Genomic DNA, 25,848 nt, shown 5'->3' with positions numbered 1-25,848 from the left:
ACTCTCCTTCTGTGATCAGGCAATATCCCTTCGCTTAAGGCAAATAACTCCGGCTGTATAGAAAACTATCATTCCTATAACTCCGGCTATAATGGATTTTGTCAGCCCCTCTGCTGTATTCCATAAGCATTGATAATCTGACCAGGTAACCTGAACTTCATGATTCAAATAATTCCATGGCATCCAACTTGCCACTTTCCCAATCCAATTGATTTTTAGTCCCAGAAAAAAACAGGCTGTAGGGATACCCCATATAATTCCCAACCAACACAAAACCGCAGTTCCCTCCTTTTTAAAAATGCAAAAAAGAGCGGCTGCCAGAATTAACGCTGCAAATGCCGCAGGAAGCGTTGACACAATTCCTTTTAACAATTGCTCAAGCGGAAGGCTTTCCGGCTCATTTAAAAGCAGATACGTACTCCCCACATAAACTGCCAGTATGACAGTCATACTGGCTAAAGCCATAGTCCCACAGACAATACATTTTCCTGTAAAAAATGACTTTCTGGAAATGCCAAAGGCAAATACGTTTTTCATAGTCCCATTTTTGTATTCGTCTGAGAACAAAAATCCTACTATAATCAATGCAGCTATAAACAAAAAAGACATACTGCTTGTCAGCGTGTTCATAGAAAACCTGACTATAGCATAAGGAAAATTCGGTGTCAGCCTATCAAATGCAAACAAGGCCAAATTCATTGCGAGTAACAGTCCCGACAGCGTCAACGTAATTACATAAACTTCTTTCCCGTGAAATACACGATAAAATTCACTTTTAATATAGTTTAACATGACAATCTTCCTCTCTCCTTTAAATTCATATAATACTCTTCCAGTGTCATATGCCTTTGTTCCAACTCCAGAACACCAATTCCGTTTCTGAATGCAAGGGTACTGTAAGCTTCTGTCGGTAATTGTGGATTTTGTATATGGACTGCATTATCTGGCATGACCTGATAATGAATATCTCCCCACTCTTTTTCCAAAAGTGCTGCATACCTTTCCGGCTCAGTGACAGCAATCTTTAAGTAACCGGTACAGCACTCATGCAATTTTTCAGCAGTTATCTCCTTCAGCAGCCATCCACGGCTTAAGAAACCATAAACTGTAGCAAGCTGTTCCAATTCCGAAAGAATATGACTGGAAATGACGATTGTAATGTTTTTGTCTCTATTTAATTTCAAAAGCAAATTTCGAATTTCAACAATTCCGCTGGGATCCAGGCCATTAATTGGTTCATCCAAAATCAATAACTCAGGCTCTCCCAGCAATGCGATTCCCAGCCCAAGCCTCTGTTTCATCCCCATAGAAAGAGCATTACATTTTTTCTTTCTTCCTTCCCAAAGTCCAATTTCTTTAAGTGTTTCCTCTACCTTTTTACGCCCCGGTATTCCCCTCTGTATACGGTAATATTCAAGATTCTGCTCTACTGTAAGTTTTGGATAGAACCCAGGGGACTCTACAATGGCTCCTGTACGGCTTCTGTTTTTCTCAAGCTCGTTTTCTAAATAGGCTCCAAATAACTCCAGCTCACCGCCTGTTGAATAGGCCTGCCCTGTCAGCAATTTCATAAATGTTGTCTTCCCTGCTCCGTTATCTCCGATGAGTCCATAAATATCCCCTTGTCTTACGGTAATATTTACATTTCTAAGAGCGGTAACATTTCCAAATTTTTTAGTAATGTTTTTGGCCTCTATGACGTACTTTCTCATTTTCCCTCATTCCTTCCGTCTGTTGTCTTGCCCGTCGTTTCAGCTTTACATGTGCTATTATAGCTGACTGACTCTTAATAAGTCCTCAAGGAAACATAAAGAAAACATAAAGATTATGCCATTTTAAATCCAATCCCCCATACCGTACGAATATACTCCTCTTCAGGATCCGCCGCAGCCAGTTTCCTGCGCAGATTACTTATGTGGACATTTATTGTATTATCTTCTCCATAGTAACCATCCTTCCAAACCATCTCATACAGGTTTTCTCTGGAATATACTTTGTCCGGTTCTTTCATAAGTAGAAAAAGAATATCATATTCAAGTACTGTTAACGTTAATTCCTCACCTTCAATCTCCACCTTCCGGGATTTTGGGCAGAGACGAAGCTTTTTATATACATACTCTTTTATTTCCGGTACCTTTTTGTCCGTTTCCTTTTTGTAACGCCGCAAAGCTGCATAAACATGCGCCAACACTTCCTCCGGCTCGAAAGGCTTTGTCAAATAATCATCTGCACCGCTTTTTAACGTATGCACCTTTGTTTCCAGAGCTGCCTTGGCCGATAATACAAGAATGGGGATATTTAAACCCATTTCCTCTCTTACTGCGCTGATTAATTCTTCTCCGGTCATGCCAGGCAGCATCAGATCTAATATCATTAAATCAGGCGATTCCAGCTGCAGCAGAAGCTTTGCCTCTGTCCCTGAAAACGCCTGTATTGTATCATAGCCGGACTTTGCAAGCATCCGATGCAGCAAGTGATTGATATCCGTATCATCTTCAACTATTAGAATTTTACTTTTCTCCATCTTCCGCTTCTCCTTCTGCCATGTCTACTAGTTTACACTATAATACAGGAGAAAAAAAGTGTGATATTCCAATGGAATAACCGTCCTGATGTGTTTCAACAATTACCTGTTTCAGGAGAATAGTCTCCCTCTGAATTTGCCCCATATATGTTTCTGTACGTATTCATAGGCCCTGTCATATATCCAAAGAGCAATCTGCCCTGCTGCCACTGCACCAATCATCCATACAGCGGGCAGGCTTCTCCCGAATAGAAGCTCCTGAAAAAAGAAGAGCCCCGGGACATACAGCAGATTGAATATTACATATTTCACTGCCCAAAGCAAAGCTTTTCTGTTAATTTTTTTCGTGCTCCTGCCAAGCTGTCTCCATGTAAACTCTATCCCCAGAATATAAAACCCCATAGCTGAAAAAGAGACTACATACAGCTTGTTCGGTGCCAGCAAAAAACCCAGCAATACAGCCCCGAGGTAAAATGCCAGTCCTGTCATCATCCCGGTCTCGCGGATAACAATTCCCACAAAATAGGACGCTGCCGCCAACAGAAACAGCGTATTGCTCTCAATCACACTTCCCAACACCATACACAAAATAGTTAGTGCAAGCATCAGACCGCCAAAAGCTACTCTTTTCGCATTTACATGCATGAACAAAGGTCTCCTCCCATACATTCGCATAAACTGTCTGCACACCATAAGTCGCAGCACATATTCCCGGTACTGCAGGAAGAATTTCCTGCGCCGTACCCGCCGCCGTAAGGATTGCCTTGATATCTCCGGCTGTTCCACTCCAGCTGACTCAAAAGCTGACGGTACTGGGGATTATTGGGCTCCATATTCACAGCCTGGCCTGCATGGTCTCTGGCAAGCACATTGTTGCCCATTCCCGCGTTCGCCGCCGCACTTAAATAATACCACTGAGCCGAACGGCCCGGCATCCTATTCAACAGGTTCACTGCATCCTGAAAACGTCTGGCATTGATAAAATTATAGGCTGCCTGCATTTCTGCATCCATATCTCCTGTGTAGGAACCACTGTTCTGCTGATATCCTCGGCCGCCGAAGCCGCCGTAGCTCCCGCCGCCTTGCTCCCGCTCTTTCATAATGATATCATAAGCTTCCTGAACTTCTTTAAACTTCTCCTCCGCCAGATCAGCCAGAGGATTGTTCACATTGGCATCCGGGTGATATTTTCTCGTCAAATCTCTATATGCTCTCTTTATCTCATCATCTGATGCATTTGCAGGTACGCCCAACACATCATAGGGGTTTTTCGTCATGCTTTCCTTCCTCGCTTTTCTTCTTTTGTTCCTGTATCTTCCGATACCGGGACCACACACCATCATATAATATATTTCTAAGAATGTCCACATCCAGAAGACAGGGCAAGGTCTCAAACGAAGCGGTACATTCTGCAATCATCATACAGAGCATTTCTCTGCACTTTGTTTCATAGCCTTCATTTTGGCTCAGCTCTTTTAAGGGATTATAGCTCCCCGTCTTCAGGTCTTTTTCCAGATCATCGTAGGCATCCATAATATAAATAAACTTTCCCAGAAAGAATGCCATTTTCCGCAGACGCTCTTCCCACATATCCTCCCGGTACACAAGCAGCTCGGACATTAGCCTTCCAAAGCAGCCCGCAGTTCTGTCAATATCTGTACATCCATTCTTTTCACAGGCAGAAAGTTCACTTAATTCTTTCTCAACAGCACGGCTCTGTCTCGGGTAGAGAAAAGCAATTTTTTCAGCCTTGCCTTTCAGGACATGGACCCCGGCAAAACCGCCTGCCTTTCTCTCATCCTCCCAATCATCCTTCATGTGATAATAAGCCAGGAGAACATTCATATCCGCCGCATATTCCGTAATCTCATTCTGCAGCACATTCTGCTTCCTCACCGGATGAACTTTGCACCGGTAGGCGGACAGTTTCGCCTCACTCTCATACAGTGAAGTCAGCAAAATAACGGCAAAAGTCATGTCATAAGTTAGAGTCATCTGTCCAAGGCTTCCATGCCGCTCTTTCAAGGTTCTGCAGAGCCCGCAGTAATAGGCCTTATACTTTTTCCAGTCCTTCACCTTAAGTTCGGGCTCATCAATCTTTACATAGCCAAACATAAATCACCTTCGTATCTCCGATACATTCTCCTTTTTCTCGTACCGTGCTATTATAACACCAATTTTAAATGTTGAAAAGAAATTTGATAACAGTTTAACCATAAGGATTTTCGTCAGCTGATTTTCTTTTTCACAAGACGGATTACAAAGAACAGAACCGTCACAACCAATGCAGCCTTGATAAATGCCGAATATCTTCCTATATATATCAAAACCGTTTCCCAAGAAGCTCCCAGAACCGCTCCCAGGGACACGAGCAGGATATTCCAGACCGTACTTCCAATTATCGTATATGTGAGAAACAGGGGGATGCTGATTTGTGCCATGCCTGCCGGTACAGACACTAGGCTGCGGATAATCGGGACACACCGCCCCAGCAGAATGGCTTTCTTCCCATGCTTATCGAACCACTGCACTGTTTTTTCCATGTCCTCTCTCTCAAACCCAAGCCACTTAAATGCGCGGCCTTTCATCAGTGTGTCCAACCTCTGCGGACTGAGGGCGGTTCCTGCCCAGTAGAGCACCAGTGCCCCAATCGTTGAACCCAGAGTTGAAAATATCACTACCCCGGGAACTGTCAACCGTGTATATGTAGTCATAAAGCCCCCGAAGGTAAGAATTACTTCCGAAGGAATCGGAGGGAAAATGTTCTCTACGGCAACCAGAAAGCAGACTCCCAGATATCCAAACTGATCCATAATCTGAATGATAAGTTCCTGCATATATTCATCCTTTTCACTATATTCTGTTAAATAAATATATGAGAATCCTGAAAAATCATTCCTCCCCGCACTGGTTGTACCCTAAAGAGCCGTTCCCTTCTTTGGAATATAAAGGCTCTTCATGTCAGCATGCTCCAGTTCCAGCAGCTTTACCTTGTTGTGGATTCCTCCTGCATACCCCGTAAGACTGCCATCCGCACCTACCACACGGTGACAGGGAATCATGACAGAAATCGGGTTGTGCCCCACGGCTCCCCCCACAGCCTGTGCAGACATTTTCGCCTTTCCTGATTCTTTCGCCAGAGCCTTTGCAATATCTCCATAGGTCACCACCTGCCCGTAAGGTATGTCACAGAGCATCTTCCACACCTTTTGACGAAAAGGACTTCCCTTCGGTGCCAGAGGCAGAGAGAAGTCTGGCTCTTTTCCGGAAAAATACATGTCCAGCCACCGCTTTGCCTGCTTAAATACCGGAAGCATTTCTTCTTTATTGTTTCTCTCTGGGCTGTTTACTGCCATTATATCTCCGTAATATTTCTGCCCTTCAAGCCATAGTCCGGTGATGTTTTCCCCATCCGAAGTAAGTGTCATTTTTCCTATATCCGACAAATAATAATACACAAATTCTTTCGTGTTCTGCTCCATTTTTTCTTTCCTCCTGCGTATCAGTCTACTTTTGCTCTGTTATTCTAAATCAAGCATAGAGGAACAAAAATCTCATGTCAAGTCCCGGATGAGCCAGTCGCTTTTCTCAACAAGAGCTTCAATGGTATCGAATCCCGATTCTTCCAGTAGTTTCATTACGTATGGGTTTTCAAGAGGTGTGGCAAAGGGAGCATCTTTCCCATATTCATTGACATACCGCCGCCCTGTATCCCTGTCCAGGATCACTTTCGGACCACCCACACAGCCCCCGGGACATCCCATCCCTTCAAAGAAATTTGCTTCTGTCTCTTTATTTTGTATACGTTTTATCATTTCACGGCATGCAGGGATTCCATCTGCTTGTTCCGGCCGAACCTTTATCTTCCTGCCCGGCCGTAATTGCTCTGCCGTCTCCCGCACTGCCTCACTTACACCACCTGTACGTGCATAAATCCGGCCGGCCCGTGAGGAATGTTCCTTTTCATTGTCCGCCATTTCCTCCGGGCGGATATCAGCCGCCTCAAAAATATCCTGTATTTCCCGGAAAGTAAGCACATAATCCACCGCCCCCGCGATGTCCGGCTCCCTTGCCTCACTTTTTTTTGCCAGACAGGGGCCCACAAATACCGTCACTGCATCCGGATGCAGTAATTTTATCATCCGGCCGCAGGCAATCATAGGCGATACTGCTCCCGGCACATGAGGCATCAATTCGTGGTATATCCTGCGTATCATGGATATCCATACCGGACAGCAGCAGCTTGTGAGTTGATAATCCCCATTTTTCAGGACATGCCTGTCAAATTCCAACGCTTCTTTTAAGGTGAGAACATCCGCCATCAGCGCCACCTCCACCATTCCCGTGAAACCCAGAGCCTGAAACGCCGTGCGCAGTTTTCCCGGGGTGGCTTCTTTGGTAAACTGTCCCAGAAATGCCGGTGCTGCCAGTACATAGGAAGGGCCTTCCGCTTCCCTGACAGCCTTCATTGCAGCCAGCACATCTTTCCCTGCGGTAATTTTTTTCGATTTGCAGGCTTCTATACATGCCGCACACCCGGTACACAGGTTGGGATTAATCTGCAGCTTCCCATCCTTGTCCTCTTCAATTGCATCAAAAATACAACTATTTTTACAGGCACGCTCGTATTCACACTTTTCACAGGGCTCATTGAAAATAACAGGTGCATAATTATGCGGATTTAGGAGACAATCCAGATGAAAAGGCTCATATTCGGGCGGCAATGGGGTTTTCAAAGATATTTTCCGATTAAGAACGTCTCTGTAAAGTTCTTCCAAGGTTTTCATTCATTTCTGCCCTCCTAAATAGTTAACTGATAGTATGGGTAAAATTTTTATTATTATTCTCTCAAAAGTCTATTGACAAACATGTAGGAAGTTCATATACTTAGTTGCTAAGATTTGATATATCTTGCGTTGGCAGACTGCCTTCGCAAAGTAAAAACTGAATATAGGTTTTGGAGGTTTTAAAGTGAATATTAAAGATGTGTTACTAGGCAGACCATTGAAGAACAATGAACTTGCACATGAAAAGTTGTCAAAGTTGTGGGGGCTTCCTATACTGGCCAGTGATGCCGTATCCTCGGTTGCCTACGCGATTGAGGAAATCCTTCTTGTTCTGATACCGCTTGCCGGGGCAGCAGCATTTCATTTTGTACCATATGTCGTTATACCCATATTGCTTCTTTTGCTTATTTTAGTATTTTCCTATTCACAGATTATACAACACTACCCGCAGGGCGGCGGTGCCTATGCGGTGGCAAGGGAAAATATTGGTGACAAAGCCGCACTGCTGACAGCAGCAGCACTGATTATCGATTACATCATGACCGTGGCGGTCAGTATATCTTCCTCAACCGCTGCCCTGGTATCTGCTTTTCCAGTCTTTCAGGACTATAAGGTAGTGATTTCCCTGGTATCTGTTTCTATTATTACACTAATCAATCTCAGGGGGGCAAGGGAAGCTTCGAAAATATTCGGGCTGCCTACTTACATTTTTATTTTCTCCATGGTGATACTCATTATCGTTGGATTCTTCAGACTGGCAACCGGCAGTCTTCACCCTATTGAGTACTCGGCAGGAGTGTTTCCCAGGGAAACACTCCAGGGCATCGGGATTCTGATACTGTTAAAAGCATTTTCCTCCGGTTGTTCTGCAATGTCTGGTATAGAAGCTGTAAGCAACTCAGTTCCAAGTTTTAAGGATCCGGCAGTGCACAATGCGAAGATGATTTTATGTATGCTAGGTGGAATCATTGTATTTATCTTCGGCGGCATTTCACTGCTGACGATAAACTTAAAAGTTGGCATTGTTCCCGGACACACTGTGTTGTCTCAGTTGTCTTCGGCAGTTTTCGGACATACCTTTATGTTTTATGTGATTCAGATATTTACTTCTTTAATACTGATTCTGGCAGCAAACACCGCATATAACGGGCTGCCTCAATTGTTATATATACTGGCTCATGACGGATATGTGCCGCGGCAGTTCGCCTCAAGGGGGACAAAACTAAGCTTTTCCAATGGCATCATGTTTATTTACGTGATTTCGTCTCTGCTGATAATTGGATTCCAAAGTGAAACACATAAAATGGTTCCTCTGTATTCTGTCGGCGTATTTATCTCTTTTACTGTCGCCCAATTCAGCATGTTTTTGAAATGGAGAAAGTTGAAAGAAAAAGGCTGGCAATATAAATGCTGGATTAACGGGATAGGTGCAATTGTAACACTGGTAGTGTCTGTGATCGTCTTCTCCACAAAATTTGCAGATGGCGCCTGGATGCTCGGTATTGCCATACCGTTTCTTATGTACCTTATGCACTCTATCCACAAACACTATGCATTTATAGGACATCAACTGGCACTGACACCGGATAAATTTGATCCTTACAATAAGGTATCTTCTACACAGTGTATTATAATGGTACATGATGTCAACAAACCGTTTTTGAAAGCCATAAACTATGCCAACTCTATCTCCAATAATGTCTCTGCCCTGCATATCTGCCGGCATCCCGAACATGCGGAAAATCTGCGGAAGCAGTGGGAAGAGTTTCAGGTACCATGCACGCTAAGAATTATAGAAACCCCCTACCGTGATATTATTAAGCCCATGGATGAATACCTCTGGAAAAGAGAGAAGGCATTAAAACCGGGAGAGAATATTTCTGTTATCGTCATTAAATTTATGATTGACCACTGGTACGATAACATACTGCACAATCAGACTACCTACTTTATCAGTCACCACTTAAGTAAGCATAAAAATATATCTACAGTTGTGCTGCCTTTCCACTATGACTTACATCATGTGGAAAAAGAAGAACAAGCTGCACTGAAAAATTAATACGTAACTGCAGGAAAGCCGGTATCTTTTGGATGCCGGCTTTATTACTCACAATCTTCATTTTAATATTCACTTTGTCACGGAAACATATCTGTTATCTTTTATATAAAATCTCCAGAGATAGTCCCGTGCTTCTTCCGTTCTGTCAATTCCCACTCTTTTAGCTGAAACTATGTGGAAGTCAGTTCCATCCCCTTCTTCAATATACAGACTGTTTCCGCACAAATCCTCTCCGTTCAGACTTTTATCAATCTGAAGCGCGGTGCATAATTTCCCAGGTCCGCTGGTCAGGCCGGTAATCTGTTTCCTGTTCAGTTCATCGTATTGCTTTTTATACCTGTTCTGAGCCATGAAGTCCAATCCTTCCAGGGGTTCAAGTGCTCTTATAAGAACTGCCTGAGGGACTCCTTCTTCTCTGGTTACCACATTAAAACAAAAATACATCCCGTAAATAAAATATACGTAGGACACTCCTGGTTTTCCATACATAACCTCAACCCTGGGGGTTCGTCTCCCGCCATAAGAATGTGCCGCTTTGTCCTCCACTCCCATATAGGCCTCGGTCTCCACGATTTTTGCATGGACTTTCTCTCCATTTACCTCATGGACCAACACTTTTCCCAAAAGTTCTTTTGCAATAATCAATGAATCTCTGTTATAAAATTCTCTGGATAACTTCTCCATCCTAAGTGTCCTCTCTAATATTTTTTAATCATTTCATGATGTAGAGCTCAAAAGGTATTTTGCCTCTAAATACTAACTGCTATCCGTGCGCCTTCTTCTACAGCAGCTGCAATCCTTCTCGCTTTAACTGCATCACCTATAACATGCAATTCGGATACTTTGTCTTTCAAACTCTCTTCCAGCGGATTATAAGCCTTAGAACCAATAGCCAGAATCACATTGTCAAAACCGGAAAGCTGGATTTCCCCATCTTTTCCTGAGCAAACGGCACCGTCCACAGTGAATCGCTCTACCTTTGTATTTGTTTTAATATCAACTCCATTTTCTTTAAGGGACTTAAATACAAAGAATGCAATACTTGGATGCATATCTGCACCGGCCTTGTCCAGCATTTCCACAACTGTGGCTCCCCGGTTCTCTGAGCGCAAATATTCCGCGGTTTCCAGACCGACCATCCCGCCGCCGACTACAAGGTTATTATACCCCATTTCTTCACTTCCGCTGAGAATATCATTTGCCTGGGCTATCCGAATTCCTTCATTCGGAATATTCGGGAAGATCGGTGCCGCCCCGGTAGCCAATATTACAGTATCCGGCTTGTATTTAAGAACGCTTTCTGCTGTTGCTTCGGTATTATACTTTATCTCGGCACCGTATTTTTTGCACATTGTCAGATAATACTTTACTGCCCTCGCAAGTTCAGTCTTGTTCGGCGGCATACAGCCGGGAAGAACCTGACCTCCTGCTTTTTCGGATTTTTCAAGAACAGTTACATGGTGTCCTCTGGCCGCTGCAACCCAGGCAGTTTCCAGCCCACCTACACCTGCACCTACAATTACAACATTTTTAGGTGCGTCTGTCTTCTCAATCTTCAGGCTGCCCTCATGCCCTGAAAATGGATTGAATGCACATGAAACGCCATAATCTCCCGGCAAGACTCCCGGAGTACCATTACATCTGGTCATACATCCAACACAAGGCGAAATTTCATCTGTGCGGTTCTCCTGAACCTTGAGCGGGAACTCAGCATCTGCAATTGCACCTCTGCCCAGTGAAACAAAGTCGGCAATTCCATCTTCTATGAGCGAATCTGCAAGCACCGGGTCATTGATACGTCCTACTGTTATTACCGGAATCTTCACAGATTTCTTAACTGCCTCTGCATATTTAGTAATAAAACCAACAGGGACATTGCTAGGCGGAACAAGATAAGGCATTACGGCATAAACACCAAGAGAAATATGCAGAGCATCTGCACCGGCCCTCTCCAGAAGTTTGGCCACAGCCTTTGTCTCTGCAATCTGCCTTCCTCCATCTACCAGCTCTTCACCACTGATACGCACACATACCGGAAAGCCTTTGCCGCATTTTTCCTTGATATTTTTTATAATCTCTACTGCAAAGCGTGCTCGTCCGGTTATGTCGCCACCAAATTCGTCTGTCCGCTTATTGGAATAGGAAGAAAGAAACTGAGCAATCATGTATCCATGAGCCCCATGCAGTTCCACGCCGTCAAATCCGGCCTTTTGTGCTCGGACTGCCCCATCACCGAATTTTTCAATCAAATCATAAACTTCCTCTGTACTCAGTTCCCGGGGACGGCTCCCCAGCAGTGGACATGGGATGACTGAGGGCGCTGCCGGCTGCTGCCCGGTTGTCTGTTCCATTGTTTCACGCCCTGCATGGTGCAGCTGCATAAAATTTTTTCCGCCTTCGGCATGGACACGCCCGGTGAGCCTCCTGCAGCCGGGGATAAAGTCATCGGAATAAATAGCAAGCTGCCCCGGATTAGCTTGTCCGGCAGGATCCACAAAGGTATATTCGGTGATTACAAGACCAAACCCCCCTCTTGCCCGCGCAGCAAAATATTCGATAAGTTCATCTGTGACATGGCCGTCCATCGTCACATGTGCACTTCCCATTGCAGGCATGATCATTCTGTTTCTTAGTGCGGCATTCCCAATACTTCCTGTTTGTAATAAATTTTCAAACATTGTAATACTCCTTTCGCTATTGCAAATATTCTTTCGGAGCCAGACATGGCTCGTCAATTCGAAGTTTAAATTTCTCAATAGTCTCCATTTCAAGACTATACAGGGCAATGAGAAACTCTTGTCCCTCTTTTGAGCGCTGACTGTATATACTTTCTCCATCTCTCCGAGATTTTGCATTGTTCAATGATTCTCTGATAAATGCAGCCCGGCCTTCGAGCATCTTCCTTCGTGTATCTGGAGTCATTAGATGAAAAAAAGAAAGCTTCACAAAGAATTCTTCACGGTTTGATGTCAGAGATCCCGTCACTGAATTGAGTGCCTGTATAAAGCCCCTCTTCCCAAGTTCTGTTATTTCATAGACAAATCTATCGGGCCTTCCCTCCTGGGTTTGCTTTTTTTTCGTTATATATCCCAGTTTCTGAAATTTTTTTAAAATTGGATAAATCGTATTGTTACTGATGCGGGTGCAGGAATCAAAGCTATCCTTTAAAATTTTTCCAATTTCATATCCGTACATTTGTCTTTCCATAAGACAGCTTAGAATGCAGATATCATAATACATTTTTATACCTCTCCAACTAATGATACCAGGGTCAAAAGGTATTTTGCCCCTGGATACGTACGGATTGTTACGCACTACGTGCTCTCACAATCCTAAAATCATGCTTTTTCATGCAAGCATGAAACGCATAACCTTTTGACCCTCGTATCAACTAATTATTATATGTTAACTTAGAATATGTTAACTTAACATATCATAACTAATTATTTCGCCTTTGTCAATACTTTAACACAGTAATTGTAAAAAAAAGTAACAGTTCAGCTACAGCGAGGTGAACTGTTACCAAAAAAGAAGGTATCCTGCAAATTTAGGATACCATTCCCCCCAGCATGCCTCCCCCTGCACACAACAGGAAGGTTGTCAGTACACCCATCCCACCTCCCTGTATGGTATGATAGATACCCAGGGTAATCAGCAGCAACAGGGCAAAATACAGGACTCCTGTGGTTAGGCCCCATATAAACTTTCGTACCTTCGCCAGTTTCCCGGCAAAAAAACCGCCTGCAAAAGTGGATATAACGTAAATTGCCGTAATTCCCCCCGTCACTTTTCCTTCATCCAGATTTACTTTATAAAGCAGCAAGGTCAGCAAGAGCAATAGAATCCCAGTCACTATATAAGCGCACAAGAGTGACTTTAGAATCCAGACAGCCTTGTTCTCCCCCCTGTGTTCATTCCTTGTCTTTTTCTCCATCCTCATCCTCCTCATCCAGAAAATACATCGGTGTGCCATACACCACGACTTATAAATTTTCAAACATGTCTTAATCCAACATATGTATTTTGTCATAAAAATATGACACACCGATGTCTACGAAAAATTCCAGATTTTTTCGCCGAATACCGTGTGTCATTTTTCTTAACCTGTCTTTTGTTTACCCTGCTTTTGTCTACTGTTCCATCTGCCGCCCGAGAAATCCGGCTGCACTCATGGCAACCTTCTGCTCCAGCTCTCCAAACTTCTTTTTCTCGTCTTTATTTAAAAATACAACTGCTCCAATGGCATCACCTTCACAAAGGATCGGGCATATTGCCTCTTCCTTAAATTCCTTCTCATCTGAAGTAATGTTGGTGTATTTAGCGCTGTCAATTCCGGCCACCACCTGTTCTCTTGCCTGAATCACTTTTTCCAGCTCCTTGCTGATAAATTTATCCTGCAGATCTTTTTTTCCGCTGCCCGATGCGGCCACCACCTGATCGTTGTCTGTAATACATACCGTGCACCCCATTGTCTGAGCCAGGCTCTCTGAATATTGACGCGCCAGTGCTCCCAGCTCTCCTATGGGAGAATACTTTTTAAGTATGACCTCCCCTTCTCTGTCTGTAAATATCTCCAACGGGTCGCCCTCTCGAATCCGCAGGGTCCTCCGTATTTCTTTCGGAATAACCACCCTTCCCAGGTCGTCAATCCTCCTTACGATTCCTGTAGCTTTCATAAAAGAAATTCCTCCATTTGACATCATAGTAATCATTAAAGCTGATACTAGTATTTGTCAAATAGAGGAAATTATTCGTGCAGCTTACATTTGTCTTTTTTCAGGCAATACATTTGTTTATTGAAAATCTCGCTTTATTCTGTTAAACTTTAAAGGATGCAAAAGATACATTAAAACAATTCAAAACAGAAAGACCGGACTTAAAATTGAAAATCCGATCCATATATATGAAAAAGGAGGCAGTAAAAATGAGTAAAATTGAAGAAGTAAGAAGTGCAATGGTATCCGCAATGAAAGCCGGGGATAAAGAAAGAAAAGCAGCCCTTTCATTCCTGTTGTCTTCTCTGAAGAACAAAGCGATTGACAAACGTGCCGATTTGACAGAAGAGGAAGAAAACCAGATTGTGCTCAAGGAAATTAAGCAAACAAAAGAAACCCTGGAAATGACCCCGCCAGACCGTACTGACATTATTGATGAGTGTGAAAAACGCCTGTCTGTGCTGGAGGAATATGCGCCCAAAATGATGGGGGAAGAAGAAATTAAAGAGATAATTAAAGGAGTACTATCCGAACTTGGGATAGAAACTCTGACTCCAAAAGAAAAAGGGAAACTTATGAAAGAACTTATGCCAAGAGTAAAAGGAAAAGCAGACGGCAAGTTAGTCAGCCAGATTGTAGGGACTTTCATGAACTAAATGATGCGATGGGTGCCCATTACGATGATTGACATCTTTGCTGAGAGGATAACGTGTTTAATATGTTTTTTTTAATTTTTAACCAACTGATGAAAATGCTGCTGATTATGTTATTGGCATTTGTCTGTTATAAACTAAAGATTGTAAGTCAGGAGGGAAATAAGTCCATTTCTAATCTGCTCCTGATGATTGTAAATCCCTGTATAATTATCAGAGCCTACCAGGTGGACTATGATGCCCACCTGGTAAAGGGGCTTTTGATCTCCTTTGGTCTGGCATTTGCTGCCCATATTATTGCTATTGTCATCGTAAGACTTCTTGTGCCTGCCAAAAATAACCCCGATTATTTCCTTGACCGCTTTGGTGCTATCTATTCTAATTGTGGTTTTATCGGAATTCCACTGGTGTACAGCGTACTGGGAAATGAAGGTGTGTTCTATCTCACCGCCTATATGGCTACCTTTAACCTGTTCTTCTGGACCCACGGACTCAGCCTGATGGAAAACGGGTTTTCCCTGAAACAGCTCAAGGAAGGACTTCTTTCTCCCATGATAGTCAGCACCTTAGCCGCTATCTGTTTGTTTTTCGCCCGGCTGCATATTCCTTCCACTATTCTGGATTCTATAAGCTACGTCGCAGATACGAATACACCTCTCGCCATGATGGTTGCCGGTTTCTCTGTTGCCCAGGCTGATCTCAGAAAAGTCTTCACCAATCTTCGCCTTTATTGGGTAAGTTTTCTGAAGCTTTTAATCGTTCCTATGGCTGTAACATTGTTTTTGTCCCTGGCACGTATTGATTATACACTTGCTTACACTACATTAATTGCAGCCGCATGTCCTTCATCTGCCGCCATGACGATGATGGCAATTCGTTATAATAAAAACTATAAATATACTTCAGAAATTTTTTCATTCACCACAATGCTATCTATTGTCACAATCCCCATAGTAACATTTTTTGCCGGATTTCTTATAAAATAAGGGATCTGACCTCTTTTTCTTAACTTGTAGCACAGCAAGCTGCGGGGTATTGACCCTCGCGGCAGTCGCCAAATGGAAATGCTTGCATTTCCGCTTGGCTCGTTGCTCGCGGGAATAAACAGATAAAAGAAACCACAGGTTTCAGGATAGAAATCTGCGGTTTGCCTTTGTTTAAAGTTTTGCATAACGTCTCTAACGCTTAATATTAAATGTCTCTATACCCGGATATACTGCCGCATCCCCCAACTCTTCCTCAATTCTCAGTAATTGGTTGTATTTTGCCACACGCTCACTTCTGCTCGGTGCACCGGTTTTAATCTGCCCTGTGTTCAATGCCACTGCAAGATCTGCTATTGTGGTGTCCTCTGTCTCCCCTGAACGGTGGGAAGCAATTGTAGTATAACCTGCTTTATGTGCCATTTTAATAGCTTCCAGAGTCTCGGAAACAGTGCCAATCTGATTCAACTTAATCAGGATAGAGTTGCCGCAGCCCAGGCTAATTCCTTTGGACAATCTCTCTGTATTGGTCACAAATAAATCATCGCCTACCAGTTGGATTTTGTCACCCAGTTCCGCTGTCATCATCTTCCAGCCTTCCCAGTCCTCCTCATCCAACCCGTCCTCGATAGAATAGATTGGATATTTGCCACAGAGCGTTTTCCAATGTGCCGCCAACTCTTCTGAAGTAAATTTCTTTCCTGATTTAGGCAATAAATATTCACCCTTTGTACCGCTCTTCCACTCACTGGAAGCAGCATCCATCGCAAGCACGAAGTCTTTTCCCGGTTTATATCCGGCTTTTTGTACAGCCTCAAGAATACACTCGATTGCTTCTTCGTCACTTCCAAGGTCAGGTGCAAATCCACCCTCATCACCGACGGAAGTGGTCAGCTTTCTCGACTTTAACAACACCGCCAGGGCGTGGAATACTTCTGTACACCATCGCAGGCCTTCGCGAAAGCTTGCTGCCCCTACAGGCATAATCATGAATTCCTGAACATCTACTGTATTCGCAGCGTGGGCACCACCGTTTAAAATATTCATCATAGGTACCGGAAGCCTGTTCCCGTTTACACCGCCCAGAAAACGATACAGCGGCATATCAAGAGCATTGGCGGCTGCCCTCGCACTGGCTATAGATACTGCAAGAATCGCATTTGCACCCAGCTTGGACTTATCCTTTGTCTTATCTGCAGCAAGCATGGCCTTGTCCACTGCATAAGTATCTGCCGCATTCGCTCCTTTGAGTATGTCGGAAATAATTGTATTAATATTTGCAACAGCTTTAGAAACTCCTTTTCCCTCAAATCTGGCGTTGTCTCCGTCTCTTAATTCCAGTGCTTCAAATTCTCCTGTGGATGCACCGCTTGGAGCTGTTCCTCTTCCAACCGTACCGTCTGTAAGATAAACTTCCGCTTCCACGGTCGGGTTGCCTCTGGAGTCAATAATCTCTCTGCCTATTACCTTTTCAATCTCTAAGTGCTTCATATTATCATCCTTTCCTATGGAATCTATGCCTCAAGTTAAAATAAGACAAATCGGTATCCATGTAATTGAGTTTATCTGCTTATAACTGCATTATAGCATGAAAATATCAGATGTAAACTATTTTAATGATAATCTTGTAATGGGTAAATCAAAGTGCTAAAATATAGTGACATCTAATAGATTATTACCACAATAAGGGGGGGCTTTTACCATGGTATCCTTTAATTCTTTAAGTGCGCCGCAGAAGCAGCGTCTATACAGCACCGGCAACATGACACTTGGTGCCGTCATGTTCGCTTTTGGACTGAATGTTTTCATTACCCCACTTTCATTATATAACGGAGGCTTTATGGGTATAGCCCAGTTGATCCGTACTCTCATCATAAGACTGGTTCCCTTTTCTTTCGGGCAGACAGATATTGCGGGTATCGTATACCTGTTACTCAACGTGCCTCTGGTTTACATGGCATGGAGCAAAATGGGAAAGGTTTTCTTTACCCGTTCCATTATAACTATTATTATCCAGACTGTAGCACTTACCTTGCTCCCGATTCCCTCAACGCCCATCATCGATGACTATCTGACTGCCTGTGTTATCGGCGGAATTATCGCGGGAACCGGATCAGGCATGGTTTTAAGAGGCGGCAGCTCCGGCGGCGGCCAGGATATCCTTGGTATCTATTTTTCCAAAAAATTTCCAGGCTTCAGTGTGGGCAAAATAGGAATCATCATTAACATTTTTGTATATGGTATCTGCCTCATGGTGTTTAATGTTGAGATTGCAATTTACTCTCTTATTTATGGCGTAATTTACTCTATCGCATGTGACCGTGTGCATATCCAGAATATCAATATGAGTGTTATGATCTTCACGAAAAAGCTAGGCATCTCCAGGGCCATTATTGAGCAGACCGGCAGAGGGGTTACCAACTGGGACGGTGCAGGGGCTTACACCAACGAAACCTCTTATATTTTGCTCGTAGTAATTTCAAAATACGAAGTCAGCCAATTGAAAAGGATTGTCCGGAGCATAGACCCTAACGCATTTATGATTTTTACAGAAGGCTGCTCTGTAGCCGGCAACTTTGAAAGGAGACTGTATCCTTGAGAGGATACAGTCTCTTATGCCTCCCTTCTTATCTCCGGTAAGAACCTGTCACTAATCTTTGATAAGCTTATACAAATTCTCAAACGGAATTTTTGTATTCACAATCTTAAGTACTCCGGCTGTCTCATCAATTCTGGACACCATCCCGGTCTTTCTTAAGTACTCATGATCAGAAAAATATATTGCCGTTATTATATCATTTTTATATACCTGTCTGAGTTTTCGCTCCAATTCCTCCTGATACTCTTCAGAAAGTTCCTTTTTAGGTACTACAACTTTTTCTTTTTTTCTCAAGGCCTCCGGATATCCTTTTAGTGCTGCAAAGGGCATAAACTGCTTTGCTCTCTCCTCTCTATTCATTTTAGATACCACTTTTATGTCCCCCAATCTGGCAATTTCTTTCTATCGTTGTTGCCCCGGCTTGTAAGTCCATCCCCTTCAAAATAGCATTCTTGCCATATTTATTCTTAATATCCAGCACCGCCTTTTGCATACGGTGTTCCTTTTCCAATTCCTCCGGGTCCGTAAACAGATCGTATTGCTGATACATTTCATCTATCACATTATTAAATGTAAGACTGACCCTGCGGATAAACATATGTCTGCCCACAATCTGATCATATAGCTTCATGGTGTATGCAGTAATCTGCCTTGCAGAACTCGTAGTGACAGTCATCCGGGTAGTTCCATGTGCAGCTTTTCTTTCAATCCTGCTGCCATATCTCACATGGAGCGTAATGGAATCTGTCACCAGTCCTTTATCCACCAGATCCAGAGAAAGCAAATCCGCCATTTCCTTTACAATCAGTCTGCCCTCATCAAAATTATAATCATGGCTTAACACCTGCCCGCTGGATATGGAATTGGATTTGGGTCTATAGGCTTTAATATCTGCTATTGTGGCCGTCTCCCTCCCCCATGCATGATCAATCAGCAGTTCTGCGTCTATTCCGAACAAATGGTATAGCATTGCCTCATCGCCATTCGCAATCTCGCCCATAGTTGTAATTCCTATCCTTTCCAGCCTGCTGCAAATTCCGGGGCCAATACGCCAAAAGTCTATGAGGGGCTTATGCCTCCACAAAGTTCTTTGATATGATTCCTCGTCCAGAATGCCAATGTGATCCTCCACATGCTTGGCTGTAATATCCAATGCAATCTTTGCCAGATATAGATTTGTTCCGATTCCACAGGTTGCTGTTATACCTATTATATTCAGAATGTCCTGCATAATTTTTATACACAGCTCTTTTGCTGTTACCCGGTACATCTTAAGGTAATCCGTTACATCCATAAAAACCTCGTCGATAGAATAAACATGTATATCTTCTTTTGCTATATATTTTAGGTAAATAGAATAGATTTCAGCGGAGCAGTCTATATAGAGCTGCATTCTCGGCGGAGCCATAATATAATCAATATTGTCAGGAATCTCAAAAACTCTGCATCTGCCCGGTACGCCGAGAGCTTTCATAGCCGGTGAAACAGCCAGGCAAATCGTCTTTTCGGAGCGCTCCGGATCAGCCACAACAAGGTTTGCCGTCATAGGATCCAGACCCCGCTTTACGCATTCCACCGAAGCGTAAAAAGACTTTAAATCAATACATGCATAAATACGATTACCGGGCATCTGCACCGCCTCACTTTCCGTTAAAATTATGTAACTATTGTCTTTGCTTTTCCATTTATCCTAGTATGAATGCCCATAATTGTTCAAACGTTTGTTCTTGTTTATTGTAACAGAACATATGTTCTTTTTCAACAAATAAGTTGTATATGGTAAAAGAAACCAGATGATTTTTCGGGTTTGAAAATCACCTGGCTTTGTAAAGTGTTATTGTATTTTATTAAATCGTCATAACTTAAACTCCTGACATTACTGCAGAAACTTCATGTTGCTGACATCAAAAATCCCTGCTTCCGTCAATCGAAGCTCTGGAATTACAGTAAGTGCCATAAAGGACAGGGTGATAAAAGGATCTACCCCTTCCTGCACCCCCATATTTCTTGCTGCCTGCACCATCCTACTTGTTTTCTTCTGTACGTTGGCAGCTTTGTCCAGACTCATAAGCCCCCCTATAGTAAGAGGCAGCTCATCGACAATATGATTGCCGGAAGCAATTACGTATCCGCCTTGAATTTCCTTTAGTTCATTAATTGCACGTAAAATATCATTATCATTATCACCCACCGCAATGATATTATGTGAATCATGAGAAACGGTCGTTGCCACTGCCCCATTTTTAATTCCATATCCTTTTATCGGGCAAACACCTACTTTCCCATTCTTTCCATGCCGTTCGGCCACAACCAGTTTTGCATATTCAGAATTAGGTACAAACTCCCCGTTTTTTCCCGGGATCCTTTCTTCTTTATGCAGTGTCAATAATTGATTCGGCACCAATTCTATCACATGATTGACTTCCTTTTGGGCCAAAGCCAGGTCTTTCTGGTTAAGGTTTCCTACTTTTACTGTTTTTAATAGTGATTCATCTTTTAACTCATAGTGAAAAGACTCAAGCCATTCTTCATCAACAATTTTCCCGCCCTTAATCACAAAGCTTGGTTCAGCTTTGCTCAAATCGCCGACAACAACTATGTCTGCCAGCCGCCCCGGGCCTATAGCCCCGGCATTATTTATTTGATAAGCCCTTGCCGCATTAAAGGATGCCATTTTGTACGCTTTCACAGCAGGAACCCCAATCGCAATCGCCTTGCGGATACACGCATTAATATGTCCCTCTTTTTCAATATCTTCCAAATGCTTGTCATCCGTGCAAAACATGCATTGCTCCAGCGATACTCCGGCCTCCAGAAATCCTTTCAGGAGGCTCTCCAGATTTCTTGCACCGCTTCCTTCCCGCACAAGAATACAAAAACCAGCGCGCAGCTTTTCCAGTCCCTCTTCTGCTGTTGCACATTCATGGTCATCCATGACACCTGCAGCACGGTAGGCCTGCACATCTTTCCCTGTTATGCCCGGCGCATGCCCATCTATGATCATATCAGAAAATGCTTCCAGCTTATCCAGCGTTTCCCTCTGCTCATTAAGTACGTCAACAAAACGCATCATCTCCCCGAGCCCAAGCACCCTTGGGTTTGCTTTATAGGGCAGCATGTCTTCCGCCAGAAATTTCCCTGCACCATTGGTGTCAATTTCAGTGGCCGGAACCGAGGAAGGTATCATAACATATGTATTTACCGGTACATCTTCCGATGCATCTAAAATAAAATCCAGCCCCTTCTTCCCGTTTACATTCACAATCTCATGAGGGTCTGCAATAATTCCTGTAGTTCCGGTACGTACGATATGCTTTGAAAACTCCAACGGTGTCACCATAGACGATTCAATATGAACGTGTGCATCAATGAAGCCCGGGACTATATATTTTCCTGTGCAGTCAATCTCTTGCTCTCCTTTGTAATTCCCGACCCCCACAATAGTATTCCCTGTGATGGCCACATCCGCAGCATATATCTCCTCAGTAAATACATTTAGCACCTTGCCATTTTTTAGTACCAGGTCCGCAGGTATGTCCCCTTTAGCCGCCCGAATTATACTTTTGCTCATACACAGCCTCCTTATTTTATTCCCGCGGGCAACAAGCCAAGCGGAAATGCTTGCATTTCCATTTGACTAGTTACATTATATCAATATATATTTCAATATAAACAATACCGCTAAAATATACATGATAACGCTGATTTTCTTTTTCTTTGCATTGCCCGTTGCCAGATTGATTATTACATAAGAAATAATCCCCATAGAAATTCCCTCTGAAATGCTGTACATAAAAGGCATCGCGATAATCGTAATATAACTTGGAATTGCCTCTGTATAGTCTGTAAAGTCAATCTTGGTGACAGAAGTGAGCATCAGAAAACCTACCACTACTAGGGCAGGAGCCGTTGCAAAGCTTGGAATCGCCAGGAAAAATGGGGATAAAAACAGAGATAAACCAAACAGGATAGCTGTAACCACTGACGTTAATCCGGTTCTTCCGCCTTCTGCAACACCTGCAGCACTTTCCACAAAAGTGGTGGTGGTTGATGTACCCAGCAGTGCCCCCACAGATGTTCCGACAGCATCTGCCAGCAGCGCGCCCTTTATCCGTGGAAGCTTGCCGTCTTTATCCAGCATATCAGCTTTGGATGCCACACCAATCAGGGTCCCCAATGTATCAAACATATCAACAAATAAAAATGCAAACATAACAACTATGAAATCCAGAGAAAGTACCTTACTAAAATCCAATTTAAAAAAGGTGAAACTCATATCTGGAATGCCAAAGCCTGCTGAAAAATCAGGAAATACACTGTACATTCCCAACTCCGGGTTCGGCTGGTATAGACCGGCGGCCTGGCAAAGCATACCTAAAATCCACGTAATAATAATTCCCCACAAGATATTTCCTTTCACGTTCTTCACTACCAGCACTGAGGTAATCAGAATGCCTATGATTGCCAGCAATACAGTAATCCCAACGGTGTGAAAGGAGCCATCTGCCAAAGAATCCTTAAAAGAAAACACGGATACAAGAGTTTCTCCGTCTACAACGATTTTTGCATTCTGAAGCCCAAGGAATGCAATAAACAGCCCGATGCCAACAGATACTGCATGTTTTAAATTCATAGGGATTGCATTGAATATTCCTTCCCGGACCTTAGTCAGGGAAAGTGCGATAAAAATGAGCCCCTCAATAAATACAGCCGCCAGGGCCATCTGCCAGGTGTAGCCCATATTGAGTACAACAGTATACGCAAAATATGCATTAAGCCCCATCCCGGGTGCCAGCGCAAAGGGGTAATTAGACAGTCCCGCCATTAAAAGCGTGGCAATAAATGATGCAAGGGCAGTTGCTGTGAATACAGCTCCGCTGTCCATCCCTGTGGCACTCAAAATACTGGGATTAACTGCCAGAATATAGGCCATAGTCATGAACGTAGTAAATCCGGCCATAACCTCTGTTTTTACATCTGTGTGGTGTTCCGATAAATGAAATACTCTCTCTAAAAATCCCCCTTTTCCCTTTGTTTCCATCCTCTTCCTCCTCAATGATTTGAAATAATTACCGGTTACCTGATAAATGCTATGCATCTACACTATCTTTAATTCTATAGGTTGTTCTCTATATAAGCAAGTTCTTTTTGGCCATTCGCAGTAAACATTTTTTTATCTGAAGAGCAAAAAATCGCCCTCTGTTATGAGTGGCGATTCTTCAGCTGGGATTTATTCTGTGGGATATAGGATTCTTCAAAGAACGGGAATCTATGCGACATCTTGGAAAAGGAATATAGGGCAGGTATAATCTAGCTGCATGCAGGCATTTGTGCTATCCGCTCCGGCTACTGCAAAAATAGAATTTGTATCCTCAAGCAATATTATCTTTAGCACAAAGACAAAAGGGATGTCCGGAAGGGTCTATCATAGTGACAAACTCGCTGCCCCCAACTTGTGATGTCGCTTTAACAGCACCAAGAGATTGGGCATATTCAACTGCCGCTGCAACATCCGAAACTTTAAAATCATCTGGCTATGTAAAATGCTAACTATTTTTGTATTAAATCAGCTCGCAATCCTTTAATATCACTTGGATAGCTTCCCATGCTGTCAATGAAGGGTTTTCTTTATAATAGCGATAACTTTTATACTGGTGCAAAATATATCCATTTTCTTTATTCCTCTGCATAATCGTTTTAGCACGCTCGCTTCAATCACATTGGACAAGTCTAGTTTCTTCAAGCACCGTTTAAAATTATCCTCTTTTTTAAATTCAGCCATGTTTTCAAAACATTCTTCATAAGCTTTGTTGATCGGCATAATATATTGTTTTCTATGCGAAAACGAACCGTTACAATTAGTCTTGTGAAGAACAATCCATAAATCAAAAGTAAAATAAAGCCAAGGATTCCCAAAGTTCTCCTGGTCAGCTCCGAATTAAGATCAGAAAAGACCGGTGAATTCCAGATGCCCCGGCGTATCTCTTTATCGTATCTGGCTACTCCCCGCATCGTCGCGGCAATTAAAGTTGTAGCCATCTCTGCTGTAGCATCCGTAACCTGAGTTGGGGTGTTAACCACCGCAATACCCTTTTCTGTTGCGTATTTCCAATCAATATTGTCATATCCACCCCCCAGATTGGCAACCGCCCTTAACTTAATGCCGCTATCAATTACCTGTTTATCACCCTTGTTATTAATAATAAAGTATGCATCGTAATCAGCTATTTGCTCAAGTACTTCATCATAGGTGTATGGTTTTTCCGGTACAGTAAATTCATATCTGCCTTCATAAGATTCAAGGCATTCCACAGGCACCGGCTGAGTAATTAATATTTTTTTCATCAAACTTCCCCCTTATTTCAAACCTTCTGCTAGTTCCTTGACCTGTTTTGCGGGCCCATTCCAATATGCCATCTGATTTCTAAACTCATCACCGACACAAAAATGCTTGACCCCAAGGCTCTTATAATATTCTGCCTGCTCTATGGTATCAATCTCACAGCGCGGTGCCACGCCATGCTCCAATGCCACCTGAATCATCTTTTCTTCTGCTTTACGTATTTCATCACGATGATCTTTGAGGTTCCAGCCCTTGCTCATACTATAGTCAGACGGACCAAACTGAACCATATCAACACCATCAATAGAACAGATTTCTTCAATGCTGTCCATCGTTTCAGCTTTTTCTATCATGAAGGCCTTAACCGTACCCTTCACCATCGCTGCATACTTCATCTGTGGATTGTTGGGCTGAAAGCCCACCCAGCGGTTATTAGGATACCCGAAACGCCCCCCGCTTTCCGGGCAGTCAGGACTAACAATGTGGAGTGATTCTGCCACTTCTTCCGCTGTCTTGTGGTCAGTGAATAAAACTGATTGAAAACCAGCTGCCATAGCTTTCTGTGCAACATAGAAACGGTTTTGCAAATCAACCTTAATCATCGACGAGATGTTATGTAACTCACATGCCCTGGCCAGATTCTCCAGGCTATGTAGATCGTACGGTACATACTCTGCAACGAATTCAATATAATCAAAACTTCCAGTTGATGCGCAAGCTTCTGTCAATGTCGGCCAAGTACTCCAGATTCTTGTTCCAACCGTAGCCTGACCATTTACCAGCATATTGCGTAATTTGTTCTCTTTCATTAATTAGTCCCTCTTTTCTTTGAATTTAAACCAGTTAACTATGTCGTTGTAATAAATTTTACAAAAAGGGAACAGCTATATCAATTGAGAATCCTATCTCGATAATGTCATTTATAAAAGCAAATAAAATTAGCTGTTTTTACCCTTTATATAAATTTATTTTTTATTTTTTGTAGATAATAGACAGCCCATATCCAAATTGTATGAAAAAGTGCCTTTGGCACTTCAACTCCCCTGCCCCTCAATCTTGAGGGGTTAGGGCTTTTCTTTTGTACCTTTTCCCTTTATAATAACCTTATGAATATATTACAAACTATTTTCCGTGACCATTTTGAAGAAATGGTCTATATCCTGCACCCACGGGACTCTGTCATTG

At 43.0% G+C, this 25,848-nt stretch carries 25 protein-coding genes and 1 pseudogene; 4 read left to right on the top strand and 22 right to left on the bottom strand.

The window, feature by feature from the left end:
* Nucleotides 1-15 precede the first annotated feature (15 nt).
* The 9 genes from EDD59_RS04935 to EDD59_RS04895 all read right to left on the bottom strand — a co-directional run bounded on the left by EDD59_RS04935 (nt 16) and on the right by EDD59_RS04895 (nt 7,311).
* Nucleotides 16-792: an ABC transporter permease gene (locus EDD59_RS04935; RefSeq protein ID WP_132379511.1), complete on the bottom strand. Its 777-nt coding sequence runs from the start codon at nt 790-792 to the stop codon at nt 16-18.
* Nucleotides 786-1,712, bottom strand: a complete 927-nt coding sequence (locus tag EDD59_RS04930; protein WP_132379509.1) for an ABC transporter ATP-binding protein — start codon at nt 1,710-1,712, stop codon at nt 786-788. The genes EDD59_RS04935 and EDD59_RS04930 overlap by 7 nt, the downstream gene beginning before the upstream one ends.
* A 113-nt stretch (nt 1,713-1,825) precedes the next feature.
* Nucleotides 1,826-2,524, bottom strand: coding sequence for a response regulator transcription factor (locus EDD59_RS04925; RefSeq protein ID WP_132379507.1), 699 nt, complete (start codon nt 2,522-2,524; stop codon nt 1,826-1,828).
* Between the two features lie 111 nt (nt 2,525-2,635).
* Entirely contained in the window at nt 2,636-3,169 is a 534-nt protein-coding gene (locus EDD59_RS04920) for a hypothetical protein (RefSeq protein ID WP_132379505.1), read from the bottom strand.
* Nucleotides 3,160-3,801, bottom strand: a complete 642-nt coding sequence (locus EDD59_RS04915; RefSeq protein WP_132379503.1) for a J domain-containing protein — start codon at nt 3,799-3,801, stop codon at nt 3,160-3,162. Before EDD59_RS04915 ends, EDD59_RS04920 begins: the two co-directional genes overlap by 10 nt.
* Nucleotides 3,782-4,639 carry a DUF5685 family protein gene (locus tag EDD59_RS04910; protein WP_132379501.1) on the bottom strand — a complete coding sequence of 286 codons (858 nt, stop codon included), beginning with the start codon at nt 4,637-4,639 and terminating at the stop codon, nt 3,782-3,784. Before EDD59_RS04910 ends, EDD59_RS04915 begins: the two co-directional genes overlap by 20 nt.
* Before the next feature lie 113 nt (nt 4,640-4,752).
* Nucleotides 4,753-5,361: a DedA family protein gene (locus tag EDD59_RS04905; RefSeq protein ID WP_132379499.1), complete on the bottom strand. Its 609-nt coding sequence runs from the start codon at nt 5,359-5,361 to the stop codon at nt 4,753-4,755.
* Between the two features lie 81 nt (nt 5,362-5,442).
* Nucleotides 5,443-5,982: a methylated-DNA--[protein]-cysteine S-methyltransferase gene (locus EDD59_RS04900; protein WP_333676346.1), complete on the bottom strand. Its 540-nt coding sequence runs from the start codon at nt 5,980-5,982 to the stop codon at nt 5,443-5,445.
* Nucleotides 5,983-6,078: 96 nt separating this feature from the next.
* A complete protein-coding gene (locus EDD59_RS04895; RefSeq protein ID WP_132379495.1) occupies nt 6,079-7,311 on the bottom strand; it encodes a [Fe-Fe] hydrogenase large subunit C-terminal domain-containing protein in 1,233 nt (410 codons plus the stop codon).
* 184 nt (nt 7,312-7,495) lie between these two features.
* On the opposite strand from EDD59_RS04895, the gene EDD59_RS04890 reads away from it, so the two are divergent.
* Nucleotides 7,496-9,370 carry an APC family permease gene (locus tag EDD59_RS04890; RefSeq protein WP_132379493.1) on the top strand — a complete coding sequence of 625 codons (1,875 nt, stop codon included), beginning with the start codon at nt 7,496-7,498 and terminating at the stop codon, nt 9,368-9,370.
* Between the two features lie 69 nt (nt 9,371-9,439).
* On the opposite strand, the gene EDD59_RS04885 is transcribed toward EDD59_RS04890, so the two are convergent.
* The 5 genes from EDD59_RS04885 to spoVT all read right to left on the bottom strand — a co-directional run bounded on the left by EDD59_RS04885 (nt 9,440) and on the right by spoVT (nt 14,046).
* A complete protein-coding gene (locus EDD59_RS04885; RefSeq protein ID WP_132379491.1) occupies nt 9,440-10,054 on the bottom strand; it encodes a DNA-3-methyladenine glycosylase in 615 nt (204 codons plus the stop codon).
* A 65-nt stretch (nt 10,055-10,119) separates the two neighbouring features.
* Nucleotides 10,120-12,048 (bottom strand): oxidoreductase, encoded by a 1,929-nt coding sequence (locus EDD59_RS04880; protein WP_132379489.1) that lies wholly within the window; start codon nt 12,046-12,048, stop codon nt 10,120-10,122.
* A gap of 16 nt (nt 12,049-12,064) precedes the next feature.
* A complete protein-coding gene (locus EDD59_RS04875) occupies nt 12,065-12,610 on the bottom strand; it encodes a PadR family transcriptional regulator (RefSeq protein WP_132379487.1) in 546 nt (181 codons plus the stop codon).
* 307 nt (nt 12,611-12,917) lie between these two features.
* Nucleotides 12,918-13,304, bottom strand: coding sequence for a TIGR04086 family membrane protein (locus tag EDD59_RS04870; RefSeq protein ID WP_132379485.1), 387 nt, complete (start codon nt 13,302-13,304; stop codon nt 12,918-12,920).
* A gap of 196 nt (nt 13,305-13,500) precedes the next feature.
* Complete coding sequence (spoVT, locus tag EDD59_RS04865) at nt 13,501-14,046, bottom strand: stage V sporulation protein T (RefSeq protein WP_132379483.1); 546 nt, start codon at nt 14,044-14,046, stop codon at nt 13,501-13,503.
* Between the two features lie 248 nt (nt 14,047-14,294).
* On the opposite strand from spoVT, the gene EDD59_RS04860 reads away from it, so the two are divergent.
* Both EDD59_RS04860 and EDD59_RS04855 read left to right on the top strand, forming a co-directional pair.
* The gene (locus tag EDD59_RS04860; protein WP_132379481.1) at nt 14,295-14,741 is read left to right on the top strand and encodes a GatB/YqeY domain-containing protein; all 447 of its coding nucleotides are present in this window, start codon (nt 14,295-14,297) and stop codon (nt 14,739-14,741) included.
* A gap of 62 nt (nt 14,742-14,803) precedes the next feature.
* Nucleotides 14,804-15,724 (top strand): AEC family transporter, encoded by a 921-nt coding sequence (locus EDD59_RS04855; RefSeq protein WP_132379479.1) that lies wholly within the window; start codon nt 14,804-14,806, stop codon nt 15,722-15,724.
* A 192-nt stretch (nt 15,725-15,916) separates the two neighbouring features.
* Here EDD59_RS04855 and eno read toward each other — a convergent pair whose 3' ends face one another.
* Nucleotides 15,917-17,212: a phosphopyruvate hydratase gene (gene eno, locus EDD59_RS04850; protein WP_132379477.1), complete on the bottom strand. Its 1,296-nt coding sequence runs from the start codon at nt 17,210-17,212 to the stop codon at nt 15,917-15,919.
* A gap of 211 nt (nt 17,213-17,423) precedes the next feature.
* On the opposite strand from eno, the gene EDD59_RS04845 reads away from it, so the two are divergent.
* Nucleotides 17,424-18,320, top strand: a complete 897-nt coding sequence (locus EDD59_RS04845) for a YitT family protein (RefSeq protein WP_132379475.1) — start codon at nt 17,424-17,426, stop codon at nt 18,318-18,320.
* Between the two features lie 51 nt (nt 18,321-18,371).
* Here the strand turns inward: EDD59_RS04845 and EDD59_RS04840 are convergent, their stop codons facing one another.
* The 7 genes and pseudogenes from EDD59_RS04840 to EDD59_RS04805 all read right to left on the bottom strand — a co-directional run bounded on the left by EDD59_RS04840 (nt 18,372) and on the right by EDD59_RS04805 (nt 25,472).
* Complete coding sequence (locus tag EDD59_RS04840) at nt 18,372-18,680, bottom strand: YolD-like family protein (protein ID WP_132379473.1); 309 nt, start codon at nt 18,678-18,680, stop codon at nt 18,372-18,374.
* Nucleotide 18,681: 1 nt separating this feature from the next.
* Nucleotides 18,682-19,950 carry a Y-family DNA polymerase gene (locus EDD59_RS04835; RefSeq protein ID WP_132379471.1) on the bottom strand — a complete coding sequence of 423 codons (1,269 nt, stop codon included), beginning with the start codon at nt 19,948-19,950 and terminating at the stop codon, nt 18,682-18,684.
* A 246-nt stretch (nt 19,951-20,196) separates the two neighbouring features.
* Nucleotides 20,197-21,891: an adenine deaminase gene (ade, locus tag EDD59_RS04830; protein WP_132379469.1), complete on the bottom strand. Its 1,695-nt coding sequence runs from the start codon at nt 21,889-21,891 to the stop codon at nt 20,197-20,199.
* Nucleotides 21,892-21,966: 75 nt separating this feature from the next.
* Nucleotides 21,967-23,361: an NCS2 family permease gene (locus EDD59_RS04825; protein WP_132379467.1), complete on the bottom strand. Its 1,395-nt coding sequence runs from the start codon at nt 23,359-23,361 to the stop codon at nt 21,967-21,969.
* A gap of 331 nt (nt 23,362-23,692) precedes the next feature.
* Nucleotides 23,693-23,836: pseudogene (locus EDD59_RS18060) on the bottom strand (VOC family protein); the annotation flags it as partial.
* A gap of 223 nt (nt 23,837-24,059) precedes the next feature.
* The gene (locus EDD59_RS04810) at nt 24,060-24,665 is read right to left on the bottom strand and encodes a Rossmann-fold NAD(P)-binding domain-containing protein (RefSeq protein ID WP_132379465.1); all 606 of its coding nucleotides are present in this window, start codon (nt 24,663-24,665) and stop codon (nt 24,060-24,062) included.
* A 12-nt stretch (nt 24,666-24,677) separates the two neighbouring features.
* Entirely contained in the window at nt 24,678-25,472 is a 795-nt protein-coding gene (locus EDD59_RS04805; RefSeq protein ID WP_132379463.1) for an HpcH/HpaI aldolase family protein, read from the bottom strand.
* Between the last annotated feature and the right edge of the window lie 376 nt (nt 25,473-25,848).

It is taken from the genome of Muricomes intestini (assembly GCF_004346165.1).
In the GTDB taxonomy this organism is placed as follows: Bacteria; Bacillota; Clostridia; order Lachnospirales; family Lachnospiraceae; genus Muricomes; species Muricomes intestini.
The sequence above is the reverse complement of the archived record's forward strand: the minus strand, read 5'-3'. Positions and strand labels throughout refer to the sequence as shown.

Bases quoted from the DNA above. Each gene is read 5' to 3' on its own strand.
- EDD59_RS04845 (WP_132379475.1), top strand. From the start codon at position 17,424: ATGGTATCCTTTAATTCTTTAAGTGCGCCGCAGAAGCAGCGTCTATAC.
- EDD59_RS04905 (WP_132379499.1), bottom strand. From the start codon at position 5,361: ATGCAGGAACTTATCATTCAGATTATGGATCAGTTTGGATATCTGGGA.
- EDD59_RS04835 (WP_132379471.1), bottom strand. From the start codon at position 19,950: ATGCCCGGTAATCGTATTTATGCATGTATTGATTTAAAGTCTTTTTAC.
- spoVT (WP_132379483.1), bottom strand. From the start codon at position 14,046: ATGAAAGCTACAGGAATCGTAAGGAGGATTGACGACCTGGGAAGGGTG.
- EDD59_RS04875 (WP_132379487.1), bottom strand. From the start codon at position 12,610: ATGTATTATGATATCTGCATTCTAAGCTGTCTTATGGAAAGACAAATG.
- EDD59_RS04915 (WP_132379503.1), bottom strand. From the start codon at position 3,801: ATGACGAAAAACCCCTATGATGTGTTGGGCGTACCTGCAAATGCATCA.
- EDD59_RS04910 (WP_132379501.1), bottom strand. From the start codon at position 4,639: ATGTTTGGCTATGTAAAGATTGATGAGCCCGAACTTAAGGTGAAGGAC.
- EDD59_RS04825 (WP_132379467.1), bottom strand. From the start codon at position 23,361: ATGGAAACAAAGGGAAAAGGGGGATTTTTAGAGAGAGTATTTCATTTA.
- EDD59_RS04860 (WP_132379481.1), top strand. From the start codon at position 14,295: ATGAGTAAAATTGAAGAAGTAAGAAGTGCAATGGTATCCGCAATGAAA.
- EDD59_RS04885 (WP_132379491.1), bottom strand. From the start codon at position 10,054: ATGGAGAAGTTATCCAGAGAATTTTATAACAGAGATTCATTGATTATT.
- eno (WP_132379477.1), bottom strand. From the start codon at position 17,212: ATGAAGCACTTAGAGATTGAAAAGGTAATAGGCAGAGAGATTATTGAC.
- EDD59_RS04920 (WP_132379505.1), bottom strand. From the start codon at position 3,169: ATGCATGTAAATGCGAAAAGAGTAGCTTTTGGCGGTCTGATGCTTGCA.
- EDD59_RS04805 (WP_132379463.1), bottom strand. From the start codon at position 25,472: ATGAAAGAGAACAAATTACGCAATATGCTGGTAAATGGTCAGGCTACG.
- EDD59_RS04870 (WP_132379485.1), bottom strand. From the start codon at position 13,304: ATGGAGAAAAAGACAAGGAATGAACACAGGGGGGAGAACAAGGCTGTC.
- EDD59_RS04895 (WP_132379495.1), bottom strand. From the start codon at position 7,311: ATGAAAACCTTGGAAGAACTTTACAGAGACGTTCTTAATCGGAAAATA.
- EDD59_RS04925 (WP_132379507.1), bottom strand. From the start codon at position 2,524: ATGGAGAAAAGTAAAATTCTAATAGTTGAAGATGATACGGATATCAAT.
- EDD59_RS04935 (WP_132379511.1), bottom strand. From the start codon at position 792: ATGTTAAACTATATTAAAAGTGAATTTTATCGTGTATTTCACGGGAAA.
- EDD59_RS04810 (WP_132379465.1), bottom strand. From the start codon at position 24,665: ATGAAAAAAATATTAATTACTCAGCCGGTGCCTGTGGAATGCCTTGAA.
- EDD59_RS04840 (WP_132379473.1), bottom strand. From the start codon at position 18,680: ATGAATAGAGAGGAGAGAGCAAAGCAGTTTATGCCCTTTGCAGCACTA.
- ade (WP_132379469.1), bottom strand. From the start codon at position 21,891: ATGAGCAAAAGTATAATTCGGGCGGCTAAAGGGGACATACCTGCGGAC.
- EDD59_RS04880 (WP_132379489.1), bottom strand. From the start codon at position 12,048: ATGTTTGAAAATTTATTACAAACAGGAAGTATTGGGAATGCCGCACTA.
- EDD59_RS04930 (WP_132379509.1), bottom strand. From the start codon at position 1,712: ATGAGAAAGTACGTCATAGAGGCCAAAAACATTACTAAAAAATTTGGA.
- EDD59_RS04855 (WP_132379479.1), top strand. From the start codon at position 14,804: ATGTTTTTTTTAATTTTTAACCAACTGATGAAAATGCTGCTGATTATG.